Raw genomic sequence first — 24,125 nt, forward strand, 5'->3', positions numbered from 1 at the left:
CCACCTCCGACGGCGCCCGGCGGGCCCCATCCGGAAGGCGACGATGGCCCACAACGACGACGCGCTCGACTATGTGACGACGCGCGGGGCCGGTGCCCTCGCCGAGAAGATGGGGATCGAGTTCGTCGAGTTCAGTGTGGACAGGGCTGTCGCGACCATGCCCGTCGAGGGCAACACGCAACCGGCGATGCTCCTCCACGGCGGCGCCTACGTCGTGCTCGGCGAGTCCCTCGGATCGATGGCGGCGAACCTGTGGGCGGGAGCGGACCGACTCGCGGTCGGCATCGACATCAACGCGACCCACACCCGATCGGCGACGTCGGGGATCGTCACGGGCGTGTGCACACCCATCCACCTCGGCCGTTCCCTGACCGTGCACGAGATCGCCGTGACGGACGACCAGGGCCGACGGTGCTCCACCATCCGCATCACGAACCTCATCAAGGACCGCTGACGGCCGTCAGCACTCCTGCAATGACGGAAGCCCCCGGCGATGCCGGGGGCTTCCGTTCGTGATGTCCGCTGCTACTACTTCTTGGCGCCGAGCTGCTCGATGATGGCCTGGGCGACGTCGTGCATCGTGAGGCGGCGGTCCATCGACGCCTTCTGGATCCAGCGGAACGCCTCCGGCTCCGACAGACCCATCTTCTCGTTGAGGAGGCCCTTCGCGCGGTCGACGAGCTTGCGCGTCTCGAAGCGCTCGACCATGTCGGCGACCTCTGCTTCGAGGGTGATGATCTGCTGGTACCGGCTGAGCGCGATCTCGATCGCGGGGAGCAGGTCGTTGGGTGTGAAGGGCTTCACGACGTATGCGAGGGCGCCGGCATCGGCGGCCTGTTCGACGAGCTCCTTCTGGCTGAACGCCGTGAGCAGCACGACCGGCGCGATCTGCGCCTCGGTGATGCGCCGGGCCGCGGCGATGCCGTCGAGCTGCGGCATGCGGACGTCCATGACCACGAGGTCCGGACGCAGTTCCGTCGCGAGGGCGACGGCCGTTTCGCCGTCGCCGGCTTCGCCGACGACCTCGAATCCGTTGTCCCGGAGGATCTCGACGATGTCGAGGCGGATGAGGGACTCGTCTTCAGCGACGACGACGCGTCGTGGTGCTGATGCGGTTGCTTCGTGCTCGGTCACGGATCAATCCTACGGTAACGTGGTCGCCGGTGTTGTGAGCCGGTGTGGCGGAACGGCAGACGCGGAGCACTCAAAATGCTTTGTCCGAGAGGGCGTGTGGGTTCGAATCCCACCACCGGTACGCTCACGACCCGATCCCCTGCCTCGTCGACGACCTCGTCGGAGGGCGTCAACGCCCCGCAATTAGGCGAGACGACAGGGGCGCCCGATGAACAGGATGTTGTCGTGAGCACGCGAATCGTCTCTCCCCCGCGGACATCCCCGACGGCTGGTACGTCATCGACGACGAGGTCATCCGGCTCGAGGACGCGGAGTTCGAGAAGCAGAAGCGCGGTACTCCCGATGCGAGCACGCCGCCCGCCGCAATCGTCGCGGGGTCGCACCGCTTCGCGATCGGCGATGAGATCCAGGTCGCCCACGGGGACGCGCTCGACCTCGGCTTCGTCCGGAGCGTGCGCGGGCTGTGGGCCTTCCTTCTCAGCCTGGTGTTCGGCGGTGGCGCACTGTTCGTCCTCGACGCAAGCGGCCTTCCGTGGCGAGACGACCTCGGACGGCAGATCCTCCTGGGAGCAGCCATCTTCGTCCCCGTGGTCCTCCTAGCGCTGGTCGATTGAGCGGTCTCACTCAGGAGCCGGGAGGAAGCCATCTATCGCGGTCATCGTGAGCTCCATCTCTTCGGGACCGCCGTGTCCCTCTGTCTCGACGATGTGGAGACGACTGGCCGGCCATGCGCGATGAAGGCGCCACGCGGTCCCGACGGGGCTGCTCACATCGTGGCGACCGTGGATGAGGACCGCTGGGACGTCCGCGAGCTCGTCGACCCGCTCGAGAACGCTCTGCCCGGTCGGGAGGAAGCAGTCGTGCGCCCAGTAGTGGGTCACGAGGGTCGCGAAGTTCTCGCGGGCTCTATCGTCGTCGAACAACGGGCCGGGTGTGAAACCGGGGTCGAGGGAGACGTGAGTCGTCTCCCACTCCTCCCACGCGAGGGCTGCTGACGAGCGCACGGCGGGATTCGGGTCGCGCAACCGCCGTGCCAACGACTCGATCCCCCTCTCCCCCGCGTTGACACCGCTCATGAGCCGCTCGTGGGCCTCCGGGAAGAGCACCCCGACGCCATCGCTGATCCAGTCGATCTCCGCTCGGCTCCCCGACGTGACCGCGGTCAGCACGAGCTCCGACACGGCGTCCGGACACTCGAGCGCGTAGGCGAGCGCGAGGGTTGATCCCCACGAGGCGCCGTGCACGAGCCAGCGCTCGACGCCGAGCATCTCGCGGACCGCCTCGATGTCGGCAATGAGTTCGTGCGTCGTGTTCGTCTCGAGACGCTCCAGATCGTCGATCGCCCACGGCGTGCTGCGGCCGCACCCGCGCTGGTCGATCCCGACGATGAGATGGCGGTCGGGGTCGAAGCGACGGCGGTAGTCGCCGAGGCCGAGACCGCTGCCCGGGCCTCCGTGAAGGTACAGCGCCGGTTTTCCCGTGGGGTTCCCGGACGTCTCCCAGTGGATCGCCGCGCCGTCCGGGCGGACGAGCGATCCGTGAGCGAATGGCTCGATCGGAGGATGCACCCGGTCAGCCTACGACCGACGATGATGTCCCCACCGATACGACGGGGCGTCCTAGAGGACGTCTCCGACGTTGTGCACACGGACGTCGTTCGTCGATCCGGGGATCCCGGGAGGGGAACCGGAGATGATGACGACCTTCTCGCCGGTCTGGGCGCGGCCCGTGGACGTGAGCACGTCGTCGACCTGCGCGACCATCTGGTCGGTGTGCGTCACGCGGGACACGACGAAGGACTCCACGCCCCAATTGAGCGCCATCCGCCGACGGATCGCAGGATCGGGCGTGAACGCGAGGATCGGGATGGGGCTGCGGAGACGGCTCATCCGTCGCACCGACTCGCCGGACTCCGTGAAGACGCAGAGGTACTTCGCCTCGACGAAGTTCGCGATGTCGACGGCCGCGAGCGTGATCGCTCCCGCTTGCGTCCGGGGCTTCGTGCCGAGCGCCCGGACACGCTCGAGGCCGTGCTCCTCCGTGGAGGAGACAATTCGGGCCATCGTCTGCACCGTCACGACGGGATACTTGCCGACGCTCGTCTCGCCCGAGAGCATCACGGCGTCGGCGCCGTCGAGGACGGCGTTCGCGACGTCTGAGGTCTCGGCGCGTGTCGGAACGGGGCTCGAGATCATCGACTCGAGCATCTGCGTCGCAACGATGACGGGCTTCGCGAGTCGGCGTGCGATCTCGATCGCGCGCTTCTGGACGATCGGGACGGCTTCGAGCGGGAGCTCGACACCGAGGTCGCCGCGAGCGACCATGATCGCGTCGAAGGCCTCCGTGATGTCCTCGAGGTTGTCGACGGCCTGCGGCTTCTCGATCTTCGCGACGACCGGGACCTTCCGGCCCTCCTCTGCCATGATCTCGTGCACGCGCGTGATGTCGTCGGCGTTGCGCACGAACGAGAGCGCGATGATGTCCGCGCCGAGCCGGAGACCCCAACGCAAGTCGGCCTCGTCCTTCTCGGAGAGAGCCGGGACGTTGACGGCGACGCCCGGGAGGTTGATGCCCTTGTTGTTCGATACCGGACCCGCGACGACGACCTCGGTCGTGACCGTCGTGTCGTCGGAGTCGATCACCTTGACGCGCACCTTGCCGTCGTCGATGAGGAGGAAGTCACCGGGCGCGACGTCCTGGGGCAGCCCCTTGAAGGTCGTTCCACAGATGTCCTTCGTCCCGAGGATGTCCTCGGTCGTGATGCGGAAGATGTCGCCGACGGCGAGTTCGTGGGGCCCGTCGGCGAACTTGCCGAGTCGGATCTTCGGCCCCTGGAGGTCGACCAGGACGGCGATGGCCTTCCCGGAATCGTCAGCAGCCTTGCGGATGTTCGCGTAGACGCCCTCGTGGACGTCGTAGCTGCCGTGACTGAGGTTCATTCGAGCCACGTCGACACCGGCATCGATGATGGCCCGGATGTTCTCATAACTCGAGGTCGCCGGACCGAGGGTCGCGACGATCTTTGCACGTCTCATGGGTGAGGTCTTCTCCATGGTTCTGCGCGATGGCGCACTGTGGTGGCGGGACGGAGGACCGATCGGCCGCTCCTTCGAAAGTCTAGATGCTGATGGGACGGTCCGTCGGTCGGACCGGGAACGGCAGGCTCGTCTCGCCCTCGAGGTAGCGATCGACGGCCGATGCCGCCGCGCGCCCCTCGGCGATCGCCCACACGATCAGGGACTGGCCGCGGCCCGCATCGCCGGCGACGAAGACGCCGGGTTCCGACGTCTGGTACTCGCCATCACGCTGGACGTTGCCGCGGCCGTCGAACGGGACGCCGAGCTGAGCCGACAGGTCGTCGGACTCCGGTCCCGTGAAGCCGAGCGCCAAGAGGACCAGGTCCGCCGGGATCTCCCGCTCGGTCCCGCTCTTCGGAACACGTCGCCCGTCGACGAATTCGGTCTCGGCCACGCGCAGCGCGACGACCTCTCCCGCGTCGTTGCCGATGAACTCGACGGTCGAGACGAGGAACTCGCGCTCGCCGCCCTCTTCATGCGCGCTCGCGACCTCGAAGAGCGTCGGGGTCATGGGCCACGGCTGGGCGTCCGTGCGGTCGGTGGCCGGCTGTCGTCCGATCGCGAGATTCGTGACGGACGCTGCTCCCTGACGGTGCGCCGTGCCGATGCAGTCCGCGCCGGTGTCGCCACCGCCGAGGACGACGACGTGCTTGTCCTCTGCCGTGATCTGCGACGGGACGGAGTCGCCGGCGCCGACCTTGTTCGACTGGACGAGGTACTCCATCGCGAAGTGCACACCTGTGAGGTCGCGGCCCGGAATGGGCAGGTCCCGCGGAACGAGGGCGCCCGTGGCGACGACGACAGCGTCGTACCGGCTGCGCAGATCGGCCCACGAGATGTCGACGCCGATGTTCACGCCGGCACGGAAACGCGTGCCCTCGTCCTGCATCTGACGCAAGCGCTGGTCGAGGTGGCGCTTCTCCATCTTGAAGTCCGGGATGCCGTAACGCAGGAGGCCGCCGATGCGGTCATCGCGCTCGTACACCGCAACGGTGTGACCGGCGCGCGTGAGCTGCTGGGCCGCCGCGAGTCCTGCGGGACCCGAGCCGACGACCGCGACGGTCTTACCCGTGAGGCGCTCCGGCGGGTGGGAGTCCACCCAGCCGTTCTGGAACGCCTGGTCGATGATCGAGACCTCGACCTGCTTGATCGTGACGGCAGGCTGGTTGATGCCGAGCACGCACGCGGACTCGCAGGGCGCCGGGCAGAGCCGCCCCGTGAACTCCGGGAAGTTGTTCGTCGCGTGGAGGCGCTCGATGGCCTGGCGGCCCTCGCCCCGCCACATCAGATCGTTCCACTCGGGGATGAGGTTCCCGAGCGGACAGCCCTGGTGGCAGAACGGGATGCCGCAATCCATGCAACGGCCCGCCTGGCGGCGCACTTGCGACGGATCGCCCTGCTCGTAGACCTCTTTCCAGTCCATGATGCGGACGGGGACCGGGCGCCGCGGGGGCAGCTCACGCTCCCTGACCTTCAAGAAACCCTTGGGATCAGCCACCGGTCACCTCCAGAATCCGTCGCCACACGATGTCGCCGTCCGGGTCGAGCCCCTCGTCGACGGCACTACTGCGCGTCTCCAGGACGGCCGCATAGTCGCGCGGCAGAACTTTCACAAATCGTTCCATCGTCGAGGGGTCTTCGAGCAGCCTCGACGCGAGGGTCGAGCCCGTCTCGGCGACGTGCCGCTCGAGCAGGTCCTTCACGATCTCCACATCGCCGGAGCCCAGGGGGAGCAACGAGAGCTCACCCGACTGCAGCGACTGAGTGTTCACGAGCGTCTCGTCGAGCTCGTACACGTAGGCGGTGCCGCCGGACATGCCGGCGCCGAGGTTCCGCCCCGTGCGACCGAGGATCACGGCGAGCCCACCGGTCATGTACTCGAGCGCGTGGTCGCCCACACCCTCGACGACCGCGGTGACACCGGAATTCCGGACGAGGAAGCGCTCGCCGACGATGCCGCGCAGGAACATCGTGCCCTGAGTGGCGCCGTAGCCGATGACGTTGCCCGCGATGACGTTCTCCTCGGCGACGAAGCCGCTGCCCCTCGCCGGGCGGATGACGATCTGACCACCGGAGAGGCCCTTGCCGACGTAGTCGTTCGAGTCGCCTTCGAGCCGCAGGGTGATGCCGTTCGGGAGGAAAGCCCCGAGCGACTGACCCGCCGACCCGTGCAGCGTCACATCGATGGAGCCGGCGGGGAGACCGTGCTCTCCGTGGCGCACGGTCACCTCGTGGCCGAGCATCGTGCCGACGGCCCGCGCCGTGTTCCGGACGGGAAGCTCGATCGTGACGCTGCCACCGTGCTCGAGCACGTCGCGACTGCGGTGGATGAGCTCGACGTCGAAGTGCTTGTCGAGTTCGTGGTCCTGCTCGCGAGCGCCGCGGCGGGGCTCGTCCTCGTCGAAACGGGGTCCGACGAGGATCGGCGCGAGGTCCAGTCCCGAGGCCTTCCAGTGCTCGACGGCACGGTTGACGTCGAGCACCTCGTGGTGACCGATCGCTTCGTCGAGCGAGCGGAACCCGAGCTCAGCGAGGTACTCGCGGACCTCTTGAGCGATGAATTCGAAGAAGTTGACGACGAACTCGGGCTTGCCGTTGAAGCGCTCACGGAGTTCCGGGTTCTGCGTTGCGACACCGACGGGGCAGGTGTCGAGGTGGCACACGCGCATCATGATGCACCCGGAGACGACGAGCGGAGCGGTCGCGAAGCCGAACTCCTCCGCTCCGAGGAGCGCACCGATGATGACGTCTCGTCCCGTCTTCAGCTGGCCGTCGACCTGGACGACGACCCGGTCGCGCATGCCGTTGAGCATGAGCGTCTGCTGCGTCTCCGCGAGGCCGAGCTCCCACGGGGTGCCCGCGTGCTTGAGCGAGTTGAGGGGGCTCGCGCCCGTCCCGCCGTCGTGACCGGATACGAGGATGACGTCGGACAGCGCCTTCGCGACGCCGGCGGCGACCGCCCCGATCCCCGACTGGCTCACGAGTTTCGTGTGGATGCGCGCCTTCGGGTTCGCCCGCTTCAGGTCGAAGATGAGCTGCTTGAGGTCCTCGATCGAGTAGATGTCGTGATGCGGGGGCGGGGAGATGAGGCCGACACCGGGCGTCGCGTGACGGGTGCGCGCGACCCACGGGTAGACCTTGCCGGGCGGGAGCTGCCCGCCCTCGCCGGGCTTGGCGCCCTGAGCGAGCTTGATCTGGATGTCGTCAGCATGCGTGAGGTACATGCTCGTCACGCCGAAGCGACCGGATGCGACCTGCTTGATGCTGCTGCGCCGCTCCGGATCGAGAAGGCGGTCGACGTCCTCGCCACCCTCTCCCGTGTTCGACTTCGCGCCGAGCCGGTTCATCGCGATCGCGAGGGTCTCGTGCGCTTCTTTCGAGATCGAGCCGTAACTCATGGCGCCCGTGGAGAACCGCTTCACGATCGATTCGATCGGTTCGACCTCGTCGAGCGGGATCGGGGGGCGAGCGCCCTTCTTGAGAGCGAACATGCCCCGCAGCGTCATGAGTTCCTCGGCCTGACCGTCGACCATCGCGGTGTACTCGCGGAAGATGTCGTATCGGCGCGTCCGCGTCGAGTGCTGGAGACGGAACACCGTGTCGGGGTTGAAGAGGTGCGGCTGACCGTCGCGCCGCCACTGGTACTCGCCCCCGCTCGCGAGGCGTTCGTGCGCCACGACGGCGGCGTCATCGGGATAGGCGCCGCGGTGACGCTCGGCGTTCTCGCGAGCGATCACGTCGATCCCGACCCCGCCGAGCTTCGTCTCGGTACCCGTGAAGTAGGCGTCGACGAAGTCCTCGCTGAGCCCGATCGCCTCGAAGGCCTGGGCTCCCGCGTACGACGAGACCGTCGAGATGCCCATCTTCGACATGATCTTGAGAACGCCCTTGCCGAGCGCGTAGATGAGGTTCTTGACCGCCTTCTCGGGCGTGATGCCCGTGATCATCCCCGCCCGCACGAGGTCCTCGCACGATTCCATCGCGAGGTACGGGTTGACCGCCGACGCGCCATAGCCGATCAGGACGGCCACGTGGTGGACCTCCCGGACGTCGCCGGCCTCGACCACGAGTCCCACCTTCATGCGGTTCTGCTCCCGGATGAGGTGGTGCTGGACCGCCGCGAGCATGAGCAGAGACGGGATCGGAGCGAGTTCCTTCGTCGAGTCGCGATCGCTCAGCACGATGAACTGGCTCCCGGCGGCGATCGCCTCGTCCACCTCCGCGCACATCTCCGCGATGCGGTCCTGCATGGCCTCGGGCCCGTCGTCGACGCGATAGAGACCGCGGATCGTCGCCGTCGTCCGAGCGCCGGGGCGCGGGTCGATGTGCTGGATCTTGGCGAGTTCGTCGTTGTCGATGACCGGGAAGTCGAGGATGACCTGCTTGGCGTGCTCGGGGCCCCACGACAGGAGGTTGCGCTCGGGACCGAGGCCGGAGGAGAGCGAGGTCACGACCTCCTCTCGGATCGAGTCGAGCGGCGGGTTCGTCACTTGCGCGAACTGCTGCACGAAGTAGTCGAAGAGCAGCCGGGGACGCTTCGAGAGCACGGCGATCGGTGTGTCGGAACCCATCGCTCCGAGGGGTTCCGCGCCGTTCTGACCCATCGGCATGAGCAGGATGCGGACCTCCTCCTGCGTGTAGCCGAACGTGCGCTGACGCCGTGAGACCGATGCGGGGGTGTGCACGATGTGCTCGCGTTCGGGGAGGTCGGCGAGCCGGATGCGACCGGACTCGAGCCACTCCCCCCACGGCTGCGACGCCGCGAGGGAGTCCTTGATCTCGTCGTCCTCGATGAGACGCCCGGCCTCGGTGTCCACGAGGAACATGCGTCCGGGGCGGAGCCGGCCCTTGCGCTTCACGCGGGCGGGGTCGATGTCGAGCACGCCCGTCTCGCTGCCGACCACCACGAAGCCGTCGTGCGTCTCGAGCCAGCGCCCCGGGCGGAGCCCGTTGCGGTCGAGGGTGGCGCCGACGAGCGTGCCGTCGGTGAAGGTCAGCGCGGCGGGGCCGTCCCACGGCTCCATCTGGAGCGAGTTGAACTCGTAGAAGTCGCGACGCGACTTCGGGATGCCGGGCTGCTTCTCCCACGCCTCGGGGACCATCATCATCATGGCGTGCGGCAACGAGCGGCCGGTGAGCGTCAGGAGCTCGAGCACCTCGTCGAACGAGGCGGAGTCGCTTGCACCGGGCGTGATGATCGGCAGCAACGGATCGATGTCGCCGATGAGCTCCGATTCGAGCTGCGACTGCCGCGCCCGCATCCAGTTGCGGTTGCCCTCGACGGTGTTGATCTCACCGTTGTGGGCCATCATCCGCAGTGGCTGCGCGAGCGGCCATGAGGGGAAGGTGTTCGTGGAGTACCGGGAGTGCACGATGGCGAGCTTCGAGGCGAAGCGCTCGTCCGAGAGATCCGGATAGAACGGTTCGAGTTGAAGGGTCGTGACCATGCCCTTGTAGACGAGTGTGCGGCTCGAGAGCGAGATGAAGTAGGCGCCCAGCGTCCGTTCGGCTCGCTTGCGCAGACGGAACGTCTGCCGGTCGAGCTCGATACCGGCGCGCGGACCGCCGTCGTCGCCGGTGAGTTCGCTTGCGACGAAGAGCTGCTCGAAGGCCGGCATCGCCGCCCGGGCGAGTTTGCCGAGATGCTCCGGCGCCGTCGGGACCTCGCGCCAGCCGAGCACACGGAGACTCTCGTCCTCGGCGATCTCGGCGATGCGGGCCTTGAGCGTCTCGCGCTCGTCGCGGTCGGTCGGCAGGAAGGCGATGCCGACGGCGTACCGGCCGATCTCCGGCAGATCGAAGTGCGTCACGGCACGGAGGAAGTCGTCGGGGATCTGGGTGAGGATGCCGGCGCCGTCTCCGGTCCCGGCGTCCGACCCGATGGCACCACGGTGCTCGAGATTCCGAAGCGCGTCGAGCGCGCCGTCGATGATGTCGTGCCCGGCGGTGCCGCGCAGCGTCGCGACCATGGCGAGGCCGCACGCGTCCTTTTCGGCCGCCGGGTTGTACAGGCCCTGCGCCTCCGGAACGAGGCTGAACGGGGAATGCGGAGGGCGTTGAGCCATGGAGAAAACCGTCCTCACGAGGTCAAGGAGAGTAGGGGACGTCGCTGGCCCGTGTCGGTGTGGCGGAGGGATCCGCCGAAGAGCGGGGGCATTGCGTCCACCGGTCGGATGTCCGTGCCGGTCAGCCCCTGGTCGCCCGAGGTGCTCGGGCTCGAATGCCGCCGGGCCCGAGGGATCCGGGCCCTGATGTACTCACCGGTGAGGTGATCGACACCGGGGCGACACCGTTCGTATCGATGCGTGTGGTGCGTGATGACTGGTGCTTGTGGCAGGGGGCTGCGGGATCGGTCGAGACGTCGCCGTCGTCGGCTCGCCGATGTCGACGAGATCGTCGTCACCGCGAGTCCGAGTCTACCCCAGCGCCGACCGCACGCGTCCCGCGACGCGAGCGGGACGGTCACGCGCCTCGTGTCGCCTCCGGGGCCGATGACGACGCGGCACTCAACCGGTCGTCCTCGTCGGCGTCGGGATCACTCGTGTCGACGAGTTCGCCCGACGGCTCATCGGGATCGACCCACTCGCGTCCCGGCCGGTAGGCGGACGGCTCGAGGCCCAGGTGGCGTCGACGTTGCACGACGTTGATGACGACTCCGACGGCGACGGCGAGGATCGCGGCCCAGACGTTCACGCGCAGACCGAGGATGATCTCACTGGGATCGATGCGGATCGACTCCCACACGATACGACCGAGGCCGTACCAGATGAGGTAGACGCCGAGCAGGCGGCCCCACTGCAGCCGGAAGCGCCGGTCGAGCAGCAGAATGGCCGCGACACCCGCCAGATTCCAGAGGATCTCGTAGAGGAACGTGGGGTGGAAGAGCGTACCGGCGGGCAGCCCCACAGGCCACGCGGGGTTCGATTCCTCGATCTCGAGGCCCCAGGGAAGAGTCGTGGGCTGGCCGAACAGCTCGTGGTTGAAGTAATTGCCGAGCCGTCCGAAGGCCTGGGCGAGCAGGAGACCGGGGGCGAGGGCGTCGGCGAACGTCCAGAAGCGCACACCCGTCTGGCGGCTCGCGAGCCACGCGCCGACGGCGCCGCCGAGCAACGCGCCGAAGATGGCGATGCCGCCCTCCCAGACCGCGACGACCTTCCACAGTTCGGCGCCCTCGAAGAAGTAGTCGTCCGGGTGCGTCAACACGTGGAAGATCCGCGCACCGATGATGCCGAGCGGAACCGTCCAGAGCAGGAAGTCGAAGATGACGCCGGGCTCGGCGCCCCGCGCCGTCAGTCGGCGCGATGTGAGGGCCGCTGCGACGATGATGCCGAGCAGGATCCACAACGCGTAGAAGTGGATCGTGAACGGCCCCAGCGTGATGCTGCTGACGTCTGGGCTGGGAATGCTCGCGTGCAACACGTCGGATACGCACCTTTCGATACGACGGAGTCGTCCTCCGTCCGGTGGGAAAGTCTAGCCTCGTCGTCCGGTGCCGGTCGCGAGGTCGGCCGCGACGGACGCGACCGCGTCGACGCCTCCGTTCGACAGCGCCGAGACGAGGGCGGAGCCGACGATGGCACCGTCGGCGTAATCGAGGACTTCGCGCACCTGTTGCGCCGTCGAGATGCCGAGGCCGACGCACGTGTGCTCGACGCCGGCGTCGCGCAAGCGCGCGACGAGACCGCGGGCCGCGGAATCGACGTCGCTGCGTGCGCCCGTTATCCCCATCGTCGACACGGCGTACACGAAGCCCCTACTGACCTCCACCGCCCGCACGAGACGAGCGTCCGACGACGACGGAGCGGCGAGGAAGACCCGGTCGAGCCCGGTCCGCTCGGAAGCGGCGAGCCACTCCTCGGCCTCGTCGGGGATCAGGTCCGGGGTGATGAGCCCGGCTCCCCCGGCGTCCACGAGGTCGTCGGCGAAGCGCTCGACGCCGTACGAGAGCACGGGGTTCCAGTAGGTCATGAGCAGCACGGGCACCGAGACCTGCTCGGTGATGCGTCGAACGGCCTCGAAGCCGTGGCTCAACCGGAAGCCGCGGGCGAGCGCTTGCTGCGTCGCTGCCTGGATGACGGGTCCGTCCATGACGGGGTCCGAGTACGGCAGGCCGAGCTCGATCACGTCGACACCGCTCTGCGCGATGGCGACGGCGGCGTCGACGGACTCGTCGAACGTCGGGAAACCCACGGGCAAGTAGCCGACGAGGGCGCCGGACCCCGCGTCGACGCGCGTACGGATGACGTCTGCGACGGCGCTCATGACTGCTCCGCCCCCGCGTCGATGAGGTCGAAGTACCGCCCGGCGGTCTCCATGTCCTTGTCCCCACGACCCGAGAGGTTCACGAGGACGACCGCGTCCTGCCCGAGCTCACGACCGAGTTCGAGGGCGCCGGCGAGGGCGTGCGATGACTCGATCGCCGGGATGATGCCCTCGGTGCGGCTGAGGAGCCGGAGGGCGTCCATCGCCGCGGCGTCCGTGACGCCGCGGTAGGTCGCCCGGCCGATGCTCGCAAGCCACGAGTGCTCGGGGCCGACGCCCGGATAATCGAGGCCCGCGGAGATCGAGTGGGACTCGACCGTCTGGCCGTCCTCGTCCTGCAGCAGGAAGGTCCGTGCGCCGTGGAGGACTCCGGGCCGGCCGCGCGAGATCGTCGCGGCGTGCCGCAGCGTGTCCATCCCCTCGCCGGCCGCCTCGAAGCCGTACAGGCCGACGGCGGTGTCGTCGAGGAAGGCGTGGAAGATCCCCATCGCGTTGGACCCTCCGCCGACGCACGCGGCGACGGCGTCGGGGAGCCGACCGGTGAGCGCGAGCACTTGCTCACGCGCCTCCTCGCCGATGATCTTCTGCAGATCCCGGACCATCGCGGGGAACGGGTGAGGGCCCGCGACCGTGCCGAAGATGTAGTTCGTGTCCTCGACGTTCGTCACCCAGTCGCGCATCGCGTCGTTGATCGCGTCCTTGAGGGTGCGCGAACCGGTCGTGACGGGGATCACCTCGGCCCCGAGGAGGCGCATGCGCGCGACGTTGAGGGCCTGGCGCTCCGTGTCGACCTCCCCCATATAGATGACGCAGTCGAGCCCGAACAACGCGGCTGCCGTCGCGGTGGCCACACCATGCTGGCCGGCACCCGTTTCGGCGATCACGCGCGTCTTGCCGATGCGCTTCGTGAGCAACGCCTGCCCGAGGACGTTGTTGATCTTGTGCGAGCCCGTGTGGTTGAGGTCTTCTCGTTTCAGGAGGATCCGCGCGCCACCCGCGTGGCGAGCGAAGCGCTGCGCTTCCGTCACGACGGACGGTCGGCCCACATAGTCCTTCAGCAGAGCATCGAGCTCCGCGCGGAAGGCGGGGTCGAGCTTCGCGAGCTCCCACGCCTCCGAGAGTTCGTCGAGTGCCTCGACGAGGGATTCGGGGACGTAGCGCCCGCCGAACTCGCCGAAGTAGGGACCGGTTTCATCGCGCAGGGCCATGCAGTCACACCGCCAGGAAGGATTCGAGGGTGGAAACGGGATCGTTCGTCACGAGGGCCTCTCCGATGAGGACGACATCTGCGCCGGCGTCGCGGTATGCGGCCACGTCGCTCGGCTGGGACACGGCCGACTCGGCGACCTTCACGACGTCGTCCGGTATGGTCGGCGCGAGCCGCGCGAACAGGGTCTTGTCGAGCTCGAAAGTGCTGAGGTCTCGGGCGTTCACGCCCACGAGGCGGGCGCCGAGGTCGAGAGCCCGGGAGAGCTCGTCGGCACTGTGCGTCTCGACGAGGGTCGTCATGCCGAGCTCGCTCGAGAGCGCGAAGAGCTCCGCGAGCGTCTTGTCGTCGAGTGCGGCGACGATCAGGAGGACCAGATCGGCTCGAGCGGCGCGAGCCTCGAATACCTGATACGGCATCGAGACGAAGTCCTTCCGGAGCACCGGGAGGGAGACCCTCGCGCGCACGTCACGGAGGTCGTCGAGCGACCCCTTGAAGCGGCGGCTCTCCGTGAGGACGCTGATGGCGCTCGCGCCACCGCGCTCGTAGTCGGCCGCGAGTCCGGCGGGATCGGCGATCTCGGCGAGGTGCCCGCGCGACGGACTCGCGCGCTTCACCTCGGCGATGATCTTGACACGCTCTCCGTGCGACAACGCAGCGAGAGCGTCGATCGCCGGCGGCGCAGCGATCGCTTCGGCCTCGACGGCGGCGAGCGACACCGCCTCTTGACGGGCCAGAGCGTCGTGGGCTGCGCCGGCCGTGAGTTCGGCCAGCATGGGGCTAGTGCTCCTTCGCGGAGTACTTGTCGCCGTATGCGCCGTAGCCGGCCTTCGACATGATGAAGCCGACGATCGCCCCGATGAGGAGGAGTCCGACGCTCGCCCAGACGAGGACGGGCATGTCGAGCCAGAAGAACAACGTGCCGAGGGCGGTGGCCACGAGCATGACCACGACGGCGGTCCAGGCTGCGGGCGAGTGTCCGTGTCCCGGCTCGGTCGACATGTCGCTCATTGCTCTCCTTCGTGAGTGGGTCGGTGAGAGTCTACCGGGTCACCGAGTGGGGTCATCGCCGCGGCTCAGCTCGTCCCAGCTGTCGACGGAGTCGAGCGGCGCCCCGTCGTCGGCGTGCTCGAGACGTAGGGCATCGTACTTCCGCGAGGGGCCGGGCCACCGGGACGCCGTCACGAGCACGAGCACCCCGGCGAGCACGAGGAGCGCTCCGACGAACATGGTGGCGCCGGGCCACACCGACACCTCGACCGCGCCGACGACGGCCGCGACGGACTCGCGCCCGGCGATCCCGGTCGCGGCGCTGATCGCCGAGGTCGACGAGCCGACGGGGTCGACCGAGGCGAGCACCCCGGACAGGATGACGGAGCCCCCGATCAGGATCGTCAGGAGCGCGAGCACGACCCGGAAGCCGCGGCCGGCGATGCTGAGCGCCGCACCGGCCGCGAGGCCGGCGAGCCCGAGGGCCGCGAGGGCGGGTGCCGCCGTCTCGCCCGTGACGACGACGGGAACGTCCGAACTCGCTCCCGCCGTCACCTCGAGCACGAACCACTCTCGCGTCCACGCCAGGAACACGAGTCCCGAGACCGCGAGCACCGCGACGATCGAGAGGGACTTGAGCCGTCGCGCCGTCACATCGTCACCGGATCCGCGTCATGGCGTTCGCCACAGCGACCGCTCGGAGCGGCGCCGCCGCCTTGTTCTGGGACTCGAGGAATTCGCTCGCCGGGTCGGAGTCGGCGACGAGACCGCCGCCCGCCTGGACGAACGCCGTCCCGCGCATGATGGTCGCCGTGCGGATCGCGATGGCGAGGTCGACGTCTCCCGAGAAGCCGAAATACCCCACCACTCCCCCGTAGACGCCGCGCTGCGCAGGCTCGAGCTCGTCGATGATCTCGAGCGCTCGCGGCTTGGGCGCTCCCGAGAGCGTCCCGGCGGGGAACGTGGCCCGGAAGACGTCGAGGCTCGAGGTTCCGGGGGCGAGGTCGCCCTCGACGCTCGAGACGAGGTGCATGATGTGGCTGAAGCGCTCCACCCTCATGAATTCGGTGACCTCGACGGTGCCGGGCGTGCACACCTTGAGCAGGTCGTTGCGGGCGAGATCGACGAGCATGAGATGCTCGGCGCGCTCCTTCGCATCGGCGGCGAGCTCCGCCTCCAGATCGGCGTCCTCCTCAGGTGTCGCTCCGCGCGGCTTCGATCCCGCGATGGGGTGCGTGAAGACGCGGCCGTCCTGCACCTTCACGAGTGCCTCCGGTGAGGATCCGACGATGTGGAACGGTTCGCCCTCCGGGGTCTCGAGGCTCAAGAGGTACATGTACGGACTCGGGTTGAGGCTCCGGAGGATGCGATACACGTCAATCGCCGCGGCGTCCGTGTCGAGCTCGAAGCGCTGCGACACCACGACCTGGAAGATATCGCCCTCGCGGATGTAGTCCTTGGACGTCACGACGGCATCGAGGAAGTCCTGACGGGCGGTCCGATGTCGCGGCAGCGCGGGTGCGTCGAGGTCGACGTTCGCGAGCCATGTCTCCGATGGTTCCGACAGCTCTGCCTGCATTCGGTCGAGTCGGCCCGCCGCCTCCGCCCAGAGCGCGTCTGTGTCCTCCCCGTCGCTCAGCACGTTCGCGATGAGCATGACCGTTCCGCGGCGATGGTCGAGCACGACGAGGTCTGCCGCGAAGCTCACTGCTTGGCCGGGTACGCCGATCTCGTCCGCCGGGCGGCCCGGGAGGTTCTCGATCTGTCGGATCGCCTCCCACCCGATGAAGCCGACGAGGCCGCCCGTGAGGGGAGGATGGCCGGCGATCTTGGCGGTCTGCCACCGGGCGTGAAGGGCCTCGATCGCTCGCAACGGCTCCCGCGGGGCGTCATCGCCGAGCGCGCGGGCGGCCGGAAGACCCAGGTCCAGCCACACCGCCTCGTCCCCGCTCTGCGTCAACACACCGAACGAGCGGACACCCACGAAGGAGAATCGGCTCCAGATGCCGCCCTGCTCGGCGGACTCGAGGAGGAACGTGCCCGGCCGACCGGCGGCGAGCTTGCGGTAGATGCCGACAGGCGTCTCCCCGTCGGCGAAGACCTCGCGGATCACGGGCACCACTCGGTGCGTCCCGACGAGGGCATCGAACGCCTCGCGCGTCGTCGATCCGCCCATCGCGGCCGTCACGACGCCTGCTCCGGCGATCCGGGGACGACCTCGACGGGATCGCCGTCGAAGCACGAGTGGGTCCCGGTGTGGCAGGCCGCGCCGATCTGCTCGACCTGGACGAGCACCGTGTCCCCGTCGCAATCGAGAGCGGCCGAGCGGACGTATTGGGCGTGCCCCGAGGTGTCGCCCTTCCGCCAGTACTCCTGTCGCGAACGCGACCAGAACGTCACGCGCCCCTCGGTGAGGGTTCGCCGCAGCGCTTCGTCGTCCATGTAACCGAGCATCAACACCTCGTGGGAGTCCCACTGCTGGATGATCGCCGGGACGAGACCGTCCGGGGCGAACCTCACACGGTCGATGACGGTTTGTGCATCGGTCATCAGCGGACTCCGATCCCTTCGTCTTTCATGGCGGCCTTGACCTCGCCGATCGACAGCTGGCCCGAGTGGAAGACGCTCGCGGCGAGTACCGCGTCGGCTCCCGCGCGGATGGCCGGCGCGAAATGCGCAGGCTGCCCTGCTCCCCCTGAGGCGATCACGGGCACGCTGCTCACGCCACGCATGGCCTCGATGAGATCGAGGTCGAAGCCGTTCTTCGTCCCGTCGGCGTCGATCGAGTTGACGAGGAGCTCGCCCGCGCCCCGCTCGATCGCCTCACGCGCCCACTCGAGAGCATCGATGCGGGTGACCGTCCGGCCTCCGTGCGTCGTCACGACGAACCCGGAGGGCGTGCCCTCCGCTCGCGTCACATCGAGCGACAGCACGACGACCTGTGCCCCGAACCGATCGGCGATCTCACCGACGAGGTCGGGCCTCCTGATGGCCGCCGAGTTCACACCGATCTTGTCCGCTCCGGAGCCGAGGAGCCGCGCGACGTCCTCGGCGGAGCGCACGCCTCCACCGACGGTGAGTGGGACGAACACCTGCTCGGCGGTTCGCGTGACGACGTCGTAGGTCGTGCCGCGGCTCTCCACCGTCGCGGTGACGTCGAGGAAGGTCAGCTCGTCGGCGCCCTGCGCGGCATACCGGGCCGCGAGCTCGACGGGGTCGCCGGCGTCGGCGAGGTTTTGGAAGTTCACACCCTTCACGACGCGGCCGTCCGCCACGTCGAGACACGGGATGACACGTACGGCGAGAGACATCGCGACCGCCCGCCTACAACCGGGCCGCGTGGATCGCGCTGACGAGGATGGCGCGGGCTCCGAGTCCGTAGAGCTCGTCCATGACGCTGTTCGTGTCCTCGCGCCGGACCATGACCCGGACCGCTACCCATTCCGGATCGCGGAGCGGAGACACCGTCGGAGACTCGATGCCACCGGCGATCACCGTCGCCTGTTCGAGTAGGGCGACCGGCAGGTCGTAGTCCATGAGGACGAACTGGCGCGCGACGAGCACGCCCTGCAGCCGACGCAGAAGGGTCGGGAGTCCGGCGGGAACCGATGGCGAGGTGACGAGCACGGCGCTCGATCGCAGGATCACCGGTCCGAAGATCTCGAGCCCGGCGTTGCGCAGCGACGAGCCGGTCTCGACGACGTCGGCGACGGCGTCGGCGACCCCGAGCTGCACGGCAGACTCGACGGCGCCGTCGAGCTTCACGAGTGTCGACGTCACACCGGCCTCGGCGAGGAAGTCGCCGACGAGACCGGGATAACTCGTCGCGAGCCGCTTCCCCTCGAGGTCGGACAGCTCCGAGAATCGACCCGTCGGGCCGGCGAATCGGAACGTCGAGCGCGCGAAGTCGAGCTCCGCGACCTCCGTAGCCTCGCTGTGCGAGTCGAGCAGGAGGTCTCGCCCGGTGATCCCCACGTCGAGGGCGCCGGAACCCACGTATGTCGCGATGTCGCGGGGGCGGAGGTAGAAGAACTCGACGTCATTGCGGGAGTCGAGGAGGTGGAGGACCTTCGGGTCCTTCCGCACGGCGTAGCCGGCCTCGTCGAGCATGAGGGCGGCCGTCTCGGCCAGCGAGCCCTTGTTGGGCACTGCGATTCGCAACATTGAAGAAACTTTCGTCGGAGACAACGGGTGACGTCGGGAGCGGCGTCACAGATGTCGGTAGACGTCCTCCGTCGTGAGGCCCTTCGCGAGCATGAGCACCTGCACGTGGTAGAGCAGCTGCGAGATCTCCTCAGCGGTGGCCTCGTCGGACTCGTACTCCGCGGCCATCCACACCTCCGCGGCCTCCTCCACGATCTTCTTACCGATGCCGTGCACGCCCGAATCGAGCTCGCGCACGGTGCCGGAGCCCTCCGGTCGGGACAGCGACTTCTCGCTCAGCTCGGCGAAGAGGTCGTCGAAGGATTTCACTCCCCCAGCCTACCGGCAGAGCGCTCCGCCTCGGCGCGGGCCGCATCCGCGAGGCGCCGCAGTTCCGTGATGCGGTCTGCCGGGTCGGCTCCACCGAACACGGCAGAGCCGGCGACGAACACGTCGGCTCCGGCGGCCGCCGCCGTACCGATCGTCTCGGTGGAGATCCCTCCGTCGACCTGCAGATCGAACGTGAGGCCGCGTCGCTCGCGGATGTGGGCGAGCGACCGCACCTTCGGCATCGTCTCCTCCATGAAGGCCTGGCCCCCGAAGCCCGGTTCGACGGTCATCACGAGGACGAGGTCGAACTCGGCGAGGTCGTCCACGACTGACTCGATCGGCGTGCCGGGCTTGATCGAGATCCCTGCCCGGGCTCCGCGGGCGCGCAGTTCGCGAGCGAGTTCCACGGCATCCGCCGCCGCCTCGGCATGGAAGGTCACGCCGGCCGCGCCCGTCGTCGCGTACTCCGGGGCCCAACGGTCCGGGTCGTCGATCATGAGGTGGACGTCGAGCGGAACGGGTGACACGTCCTGGATGCGTCCCACCATCTGGAGTCCGAAGGTGAGGTTCGGCACGAAGTGGTTGTCCATGACGTCGACGTGCACGGCGTCGGCCGTCGCGATCGTCGAGAGCGCCGCCTCCATGTTGACGAAGTCGGCGGACAGGATGCTCGGGTGGATGCGGGCCGTCATGTGCTCAAGCCTAAGCGCCGTCGACGGTCATGCCTCGACGGCGAGGAGCGCGAGGAACATGGCGTCGGTCGCGTGGCGGTGCGGCCAGAGCTGGGCGCTCGATCGTGAGTCGTCGCCGCCCAGGTCGAGGCCATCGCCCGCGATGTCGCGCAACACAGCGCCGGCGTCGATCTCCGTGACGCGGCCGCCGGATCGCCGCACCGCGGTGGCGACGACCGCACGTGTCTCAGCGAGGTGCGGCGAGCATGTCACATAGGCGACGAGCCCGCCGGGCTTCGTGGCGGCGATCGCGGAGTCGAGGAGGCGGGCCTGGAGATCGGCGAGCTCCGGGACGTCCCTCGGTTCCTTCCGCCAGCGCGCCTCCGGGCGGCGCCGAAGCGCCCCGAGTCCGGTGCACGGAGCGTCGAGGAGGACGCGGTCGAACCGCGCCGGACTCGCGGCGCCGATCGTGGTGCCGTCCGACTCGGTGACGGGCACGTCCAGCGGAACGGCCGCGACGGCCCGACGCACGAGCTCCGCCCGAGCGGGCACGAGCTCGTTCGCCGTCACGGCGGCACCGCTTGCGAGGGCCTCCGCGGCGAGGATCGCCGTCTTGCCGCCCGGGCCAGCGCACATGTCGAGCCACTGCTCCCCTGAGGCGATGGGGCGAGCCCGAGTGAGAGCGAGCGCCACGAGCTGCGAGCCCTCGTCCTGCACGCGGATCCGTCCTCCCGACGCGGTCACGGCGCGTTCCGGATCACCGCCGTCGCCCGTGAACCCCACCGGCGAGAATCGGTTCCGGGTGGCGTCCGTCGGCAGCGGGACGAGTCCCGGCAGCGCCGCGAAATTGACGGCGGGCGCTCGGTTGTCCGCCTCGAGGAGGTCGTCGAGCTCCCCTTCGCGACCCTCCGCCGCGAGTGCCCGTCGGAAGGCCCTGACGACCCACTCGGGGTGAGAGGCGAGCACCGCACGGCGCTCGTCGACGTCCTGTGCCGCCGCCGAGACGTCGCGCAGCCACTCGTCGGGCGACCGGCGCGTGATGCCGCGGAGGACGCCGTTCGTGAAGCCGACTGCCGACCGCGACGCGTATCGCCGCGCGAGCGCGACCGACTCATTGACGGCCGCATGGTCGGCGACCCTCATCCCGAGGATCTGATGGGCTCCGAGGCGGAGGATGTCGAGGACGGTCGGGTCAATGGACTCGACCGCTCGGTTCGCGGCGATCGAGATGACCCTGTCGTAGTACCCGCGCATCCGCAGCGTGCCGTAGCAGAGCTCCGTCGCGAGGGCCGCGTCGGCCCGATCGAGTCCAGCAGCCGTGATCGCGCCGGGAAGCAGGAGGTTGGCGTACGCGTCTTCCGTGCTCACCGAGGACATGACCTCGAAGGCCACCACGCGAGCGGGCTGGATGCGTTCGTCGGGCCGCCGCCGGGTCTCGCCGTTCATGATGCCGTGATCCCCTCTGCGGTCGTGAGACCGCGCCACCAGTCGGCGGCGTCCATGTCCTTCTTGCCCGAGGGCTGCACCCTGAGAAGTCGCACGGGAACCGACGCGGTACCCACGAGTACCGCGCGGCCGGCCGCTGTGACGACGCCCGGCGGTGGCGACGGTGCTCCCTCGGGCGCCTCTGCGACGGCGAGGACCTTCACGCGCACCTCCCCGATCGAGGTGTGGGCCCCGGGTTCCGGCGTCATCGCCCGAATGTGCGCGACGACATCCTCGGCCCGTCGGTTCCAGTCGACACGCGCGTCGTCGACCCCGAGCTTCGGAGCGAAACTCGGCTCCCCGCTCTGCTCGGTCGGCCGCTCGCCCCGCTCGATCGCAGCGACCGCCGAGACGACGTCCGCAGCACCCGAGACGGCGAGTTCCGCGAGCAGGTCACCCGTGGTCTCATCCCCGGTCAGGGGCCGCTCACGCCGCGACCAGAGGGGGCCGGCGTCGAGTTCGGGCACCAACTGGAAGACCGACGCGCCGGCCCCGACACGATGCGCGATCGCGTGTTGGACGGGCGAGGCGCCGCGCCACGCCGGCAGGGCCGAGAAGTGCAGGTTGATCCAGCCGTGGTCGGGACCGCTGAGGAGCGGCTCGCGGACGAGGCCCCCGTAGGCGACGATCACACCGAGCTCGGGGCGCTCCGCGAGGATCTGCTCCGTCGCGGTGGCGTCGAGTCGCGTGGCACGCACCACGGTGAGACCGCGCTCCTCGGCCGCCGCCGCGACCGGCGAGGGAGTCAGGACGCGACGCCTGCCGAGGGGGGCATCGGGCCTCGTGACGACCGCCACGACCTCGTGCCCCGCTTCCACGAGTGCGTCGAGCGTCGGTACAGCGGTGATCGGGCTTCCAGCGAAGACGATCCTCACGTCCACACCTCCGGGTCGTCGAAATGGAGCCGCAGCGATGGCACGGCGCGTTGTGGGCGGCCCGCGATCGGTCGACGCCGTGCCGTCGCGTTGCGGATGAGGGCCGCGCGGAGCTCGCGCGCGACGTCGGCTCCCACACGGTAGTCGAAGCGTACGATCGATCGTACGCCGCCGTCGTCGACGGGCGTCGGGCCGAGCACGTCGCGGATCCCCACGTCATGGAGGCCGTCGACCGCCGCGGTCACGGCGTCGATGGGTCCCGTGACCGTCACGGTGCGGATCGACGGCGGGAACCCGAGCGCACGACGGTCTGCGAGCTCGCGCGCCGCGAAGGTCGCGTGCGTGCCGGCGGCGAAGGCCTGAGCGAGCGGGCCGGATACCCCGGCGAGCACGACGGGCGCGCGAGGCGCCGCGAGGGCCGCAGCGTTCGACCACCACCGCATGGCGTCCTCGGCGATCGTCAACGACTCGCGCGCGAGCATGCGCTCGCCGTCGAGGAGGAGGACCGCTCGGTAGCCGCCGGCCGCGATCGGCTCGGCGCCGCGCGTGGCGACGACGAGCGCCGGGGTCGCGGGCAGCGTGAGGACGCGGTGCTCGCCATCGGCCACGACGACTCGAGCGCCGGGGAACGCCCGACCGAGCTCCTCGGCCGTGCGCCCGCTGCCGCGCGACACGAGGCGTAGCGAGCTTCCCTCGCAGACGTCGCAGCGCCACGGAGCGGCGACGGCTCCGCACACTCCGCACTGCGGAGGCGCTCCACGCCGGGCGACGCCGAGCGGGCCGTGGCAGCGCGCGCACGTCGCCGCGGTGCCGCAGGACGCACACGCGACCACCGGGGCGTACCCCGGCCGGGCGACCTGGACGAGGACCGGTCCGCTGACGAGTGCCTCCCGAGCGAGCGCCCATGCCGTCGCCGGGATGCGGGCGCTCGCCTCTCCGGGCGGGTCCTCGGCGAGCACGACGCGCGGTCGCACCGAGGGCGACGGCGACACGGGCGAGAGGTAACCGAGTTCCACGAGCCGCTCCGCGTCGACACTGCGTGCGTGCGACAACAGGACGAGAGCGGCGCCCGACTGCGACTGACGCACCAGGGCCACGTCGCGCGAGTGAGCGTAGGGGGCGAGAGGCTCACGGTGCAGTGGATCCCCGTCCTCGACGACGACGAGGAGCCCGAGCCTCGATGCCGGCGCGTAGAGCGACGACCTGTTGCCGATCACGATGTGGGGGCCGTCACCGAGCGCCGTGAGGAAGGACCGATAACGATCAGCCGAAGGCTGTGCCGCATCGAACCGGAGGACGACGGCGCCGACCCCGAGCGCGTGGAGTGCGGCGTCGAGCTGGTCGAGGTCGCGGTGGTCCGGCACCGAGACGATGGTCTGACGACCACGCGCCGCGGTGTTGGCGGCGAGACGGGCAGCCGTGACCGCCCACGATCCCACCGACGCGCCGTCGGAAAGTGAGGTGAGCGTCGGGATGGCGTCTACCACGAATCGGCCGCCCGCCGCGATCCCCTCGTCGAGGTCCGATCCGGCGTACCCGGAAACCGGCTCGACTCCGCCAGGAGCGGGGGGAACGGCCGGGGAGCCCGCTGCGGCGTAGGCCTTCTCAACGCGGACCTGGCGCTTCGGCACTGCCAGTCTCAGGACGTCACTCGCGGTTCCCGCGACGCGATCCGCCACGGCGCGGGCGAGGGTCCAGACCTCGTGCGAGAGGACCGGGACCGTCGACACGAGCGCGTCGACGGGGCTGAGCGCACCGGCGTGCTCCGATTCGTCGGCCACCTCGACGACGAAGGCATCGGCGACGCGGCCGGCTGAACGCAACGGCACACGTACCCTCACACCCGCCGCGACACCGTCGAGTCCGTCGGGAATCGCGTAGTCGAAGAGGTGATCCAGCTGAGGAAGGGGCGAGTCGATGACGACGCGCGCGACCGCGGCGGCCACGACGC

21 protein-coding genes and 1 tRNA gene are annotated in these 24,125 nt (G+C 69.3%); 2 read left to right on the top strand and 20 right to left on the bottom strand.

Annotation, left to right across the window (positions count from 1 at the left end):
- Positions 1-43: 43 nt before the first annotated feature.
- Positions 44-454 (top strand): hotdog fold thioesterase, encoded by a 411-nt coding sequence (locus ELQ92_RS10220; protein ID WP_128498863.1) that lies wholly within the window; start codon positions 44-46, stop codon positions 452-454.
- Positions 455-528: 74 nt separating this feature from the next.
- On the opposite strand, the gene ELQ92_RS10225 is transcribed toward ELQ92_RS10220, so the two are convergent.
- On the bottom strand, positions 529-1,134 hold the full coding sequence (locus ELQ92_RS10225) for an ANTAR domain-containing response regulator (RefSeq protein WP_128494454.1): 606 nt from the start codon (positions 1,132-1,134) through the stop codon (positions 529-531).
- Positions 1,135-1,172: 38 nt separating this feature from the next.
- On the opposite strand from ELQ92_RS10225, the gene ELQ92_RS10230 reads away from it, so the two are divergent.
- Positions 1,173-1,255, top strand: a tRNA-Leu gene (locus tag ELQ92_RS10230).
- A 499-nt stretch (positions 1,256-1,754) separates the two neighbouring features.
- On the opposite strand, the gene pip is transcribed toward ELQ92_RS10230, so the two are convergent.
- From pip to ELQ92_RS10325, 19 genes are all read right to left on the bottom strand, one after another.
- Entirely contained in the window at positions 1,755-2,702 is a 948-nt protein-coding gene (pip, locus tag ELQ92_RS10235) for a prolyl aminopeptidase (protein ID WP_128498864.1), read from the bottom strand.
- 51 nt (positions 2,703-2,753) lie between these two features.
- Positions 2,754-4,187 carry a pyruvate kinase gene (gene pyk / locus ELQ92_RS10240; RefSeq protein WP_279432165.1) on the bottom strand — a complete coding sequence of 478 codons (1,434 nt, stop codon included), beginning with the start codon at positions 4,185-4,187 and terminating at the stop codon, positions 2,754-2,756.
- 64 nt (positions 4,188-4,251) lie between these two features.
- Positions 4,252-5,709, bottom strand: a complete 1,458-nt coding sequence (locus ELQ92_RS10245) for a glutamate synthase subunit beta (protein WP_128498866.1) — start codon at positions 5,707-5,709, stop codon at positions 4,252-4,254.
- Entirely contained in the window at positions 5,702-10,276 is a 4,575-nt protein-coding gene (gene gltB / locus ELQ92_RS10250; protein WP_128498867.1) for a glutamate synthase large subunit, read from the bottom strand. Before gltB ends, ELQ92_RS10245 begins: the two co-directional genes overlap by 8 nt.
- A 397-nt stretch (positions 10,277-10,673) precedes the next feature.
- A complete protein-coding gene (gene lgt / locus ELQ92_RS10255) occupies positions 10,674-11,627 on the bottom strand; it encodes a prolipoprotein diacylglyceryl transferase (protein ID WP_481808275.1) in 954 nt (317 codons plus the stop codon).
- A 57-nt stretch (positions 11,628-11,684) separates the two neighbouring features.
- The gene (gene trpA, locus ELQ92_RS10260) at positions 11,685-12,473 is read right to left on the bottom strand and encodes a tryptophan synthase subunit alpha (RefSeq protein ID WP_128498869.1); all 789 of its coding nucleotides are present in this window, start codon (positions 12,471-12,473) and stop codon (positions 11,685-11,687) included.
- Positions 12,470-13,681 (bottom strand): tryptophan synthase subunit beta, encoded by a 1,212-nt coding sequence (gene trpB / locus ELQ92_RS10265; RefSeq protein WP_128498870.1) that lies wholly within the window; start codon positions 13,679-13,681, stop codon positions 12,470-12,472. The genes trpA and trpB overlap by 4 nt, the downstream gene beginning before the upstream one ends.
- A gap of 4 nt (positions 13,682-13,685) precedes the next feature.
- Positions 13,686-14,456 (bottom strand): indole-3-glycerol phosphate synthase TrpC, encoded by a 771-nt coding sequence (gene trpC, locus ELQ92_RS10270; RefSeq protein ID WP_128498871.1) that lies wholly within the window; start codon positions 14,454-14,456, stop codon positions 13,686-13,688.
- 4 nt (positions 14,457-14,460) lie between these two features.
- On the bottom strand, positions 14,461-14,691 hold the full coding sequence (locus ELQ92_RS10275; RefSeq protein ID WP_128494444.1) for a DUF6704 family protein: 231 nt from the start codon (positions 14,689-14,691) through the stop codon (positions 14,461-14,463).
- 39 nt (positions 14,692-14,730) lie between these two features.
- The gene (locus tag ELQ92_RS10280) at positions 14,731-15,324 is read right to left on the bottom strand and encodes a Trp biosynthesis-associated membrane protein (protein WP_128498872.1); all 594 of its coding nucleotides are present in this window, start codon (positions 15,322-15,324) and stop codon (positions 14,731-14,733) included.
- A 4-nt stretch (positions 15,325-15,328) separates the two neighbouring features.
- Positions 15,329-16,846, bottom strand: coding sequence for an anthranilate synthase component I (locus tag ELQ92_RS10285; RefSeq protein WP_208004348.1), 1,518 nt, complete (start codon positions 16,844-16,846; stop codon positions 15,329-15,331).
- Positions 16,847-16,854: 8 nt separating this feature from the next.
- On the bottom strand, positions 16,855-17,220 hold the full coding sequence (hisI, locus tag ELQ92_RS10290) for a phosphoribosyl-AMP cyclohydrolase (protein ID WP_128498874.1): 366 nt from the start codon (positions 17,218-17,220) through the stop codon (positions 16,855-16,857).
- A complete protein-coding gene (gene hisF / locus ELQ92_RS10295; RefSeq protein WP_128498875.1) occupies positions 17,220-17,981 on the bottom strand; it encodes an imidazole glycerol phosphate synthase subunit HisF in 762 nt (253 codons plus the stop codon). Before hisF ends, hisI begins: the two co-directional genes overlap by 1 nt.
- A gap of 13 nt (positions 17,982-17,994) precedes the next feature.
- Entirely contained in the window at positions 17,995-18,834 is an 840-nt protein-coding gene (gene hisG, locus ELQ92_RS10300) for an ATP phosphoribosyltransferase (protein WP_128498876.1), read from the bottom strand.
- Positions 18,835-18,879: 45 nt separating this feature from the next.
- Positions 18,880-19,143, bottom strand: coding sequence for a phosphoribosyl-ATP diphosphatase (locus ELQ92_RS10305; RefSeq protein WP_128498877.1), 264 nt, complete (start codon positions 19,141-19,143; stop codon positions 18,880-18,882).
- Entirely contained in the window at positions 19,140-19,835 is a 696-nt protein-coding gene (gene rpe, locus ELQ92_RS10310) for a ribulose-phosphate 3-epimerase (RefSeq protein WP_128498878.1), read from the bottom strand. The genes ELQ92_RS10305 and rpe overlap by 4 nt, the downstream gene beginning before the upstream one ends.
- A gap of 27 nt (positions 19,836-19,862) precedes the next feature.
- A complete protein-coding gene (locus tag ELQ92_RS10315) occupies positions 19,863-21,260 on the bottom strand; it encodes an RsmB/NOP family class I SAM-dependent RNA methyltransferase (RefSeq protein WP_128498879.1) in 1,398 nt (465 codons plus the stop codon).
- Positions 21,257-22,174 (bottom strand): methionyl-tRNA formyltransferase, encoded by a 918-nt coding sequence (locus ELQ92_RS10320; protein WP_128498880.1) that lies wholly within the window; start codon positions 22,172-22,174, stop codon positions 21,257-21,259. The genes ELQ92_RS10315 and ELQ92_RS10320 overlap by 4 nt, the downstream gene beginning before the upstream one ends.
- Entirely contained in the window at positions 22,171-24,120 is a 1,950-nt protein-coding gene (locus ELQ92_RS10325; protein WP_128498881.1) for a primosomal protein N' family DNA-binding protein, read from the bottom strand. The genes ELQ92_RS10320 and ELQ92_RS10325 overlap by 4 nt, the downstream gene beginning before the upstream one ends.
- Between the last annotated feature and the right edge of the window lie 5 nt (positions 24,121-24,125).

This window comes from Labedella populi, assembly GCF_004078655.1.
GTDB lineage: Bacteria > Actinomycetota > Actinomycetes > Actinomycetales > Microbacteriaceae > Labedella > Labedella populi.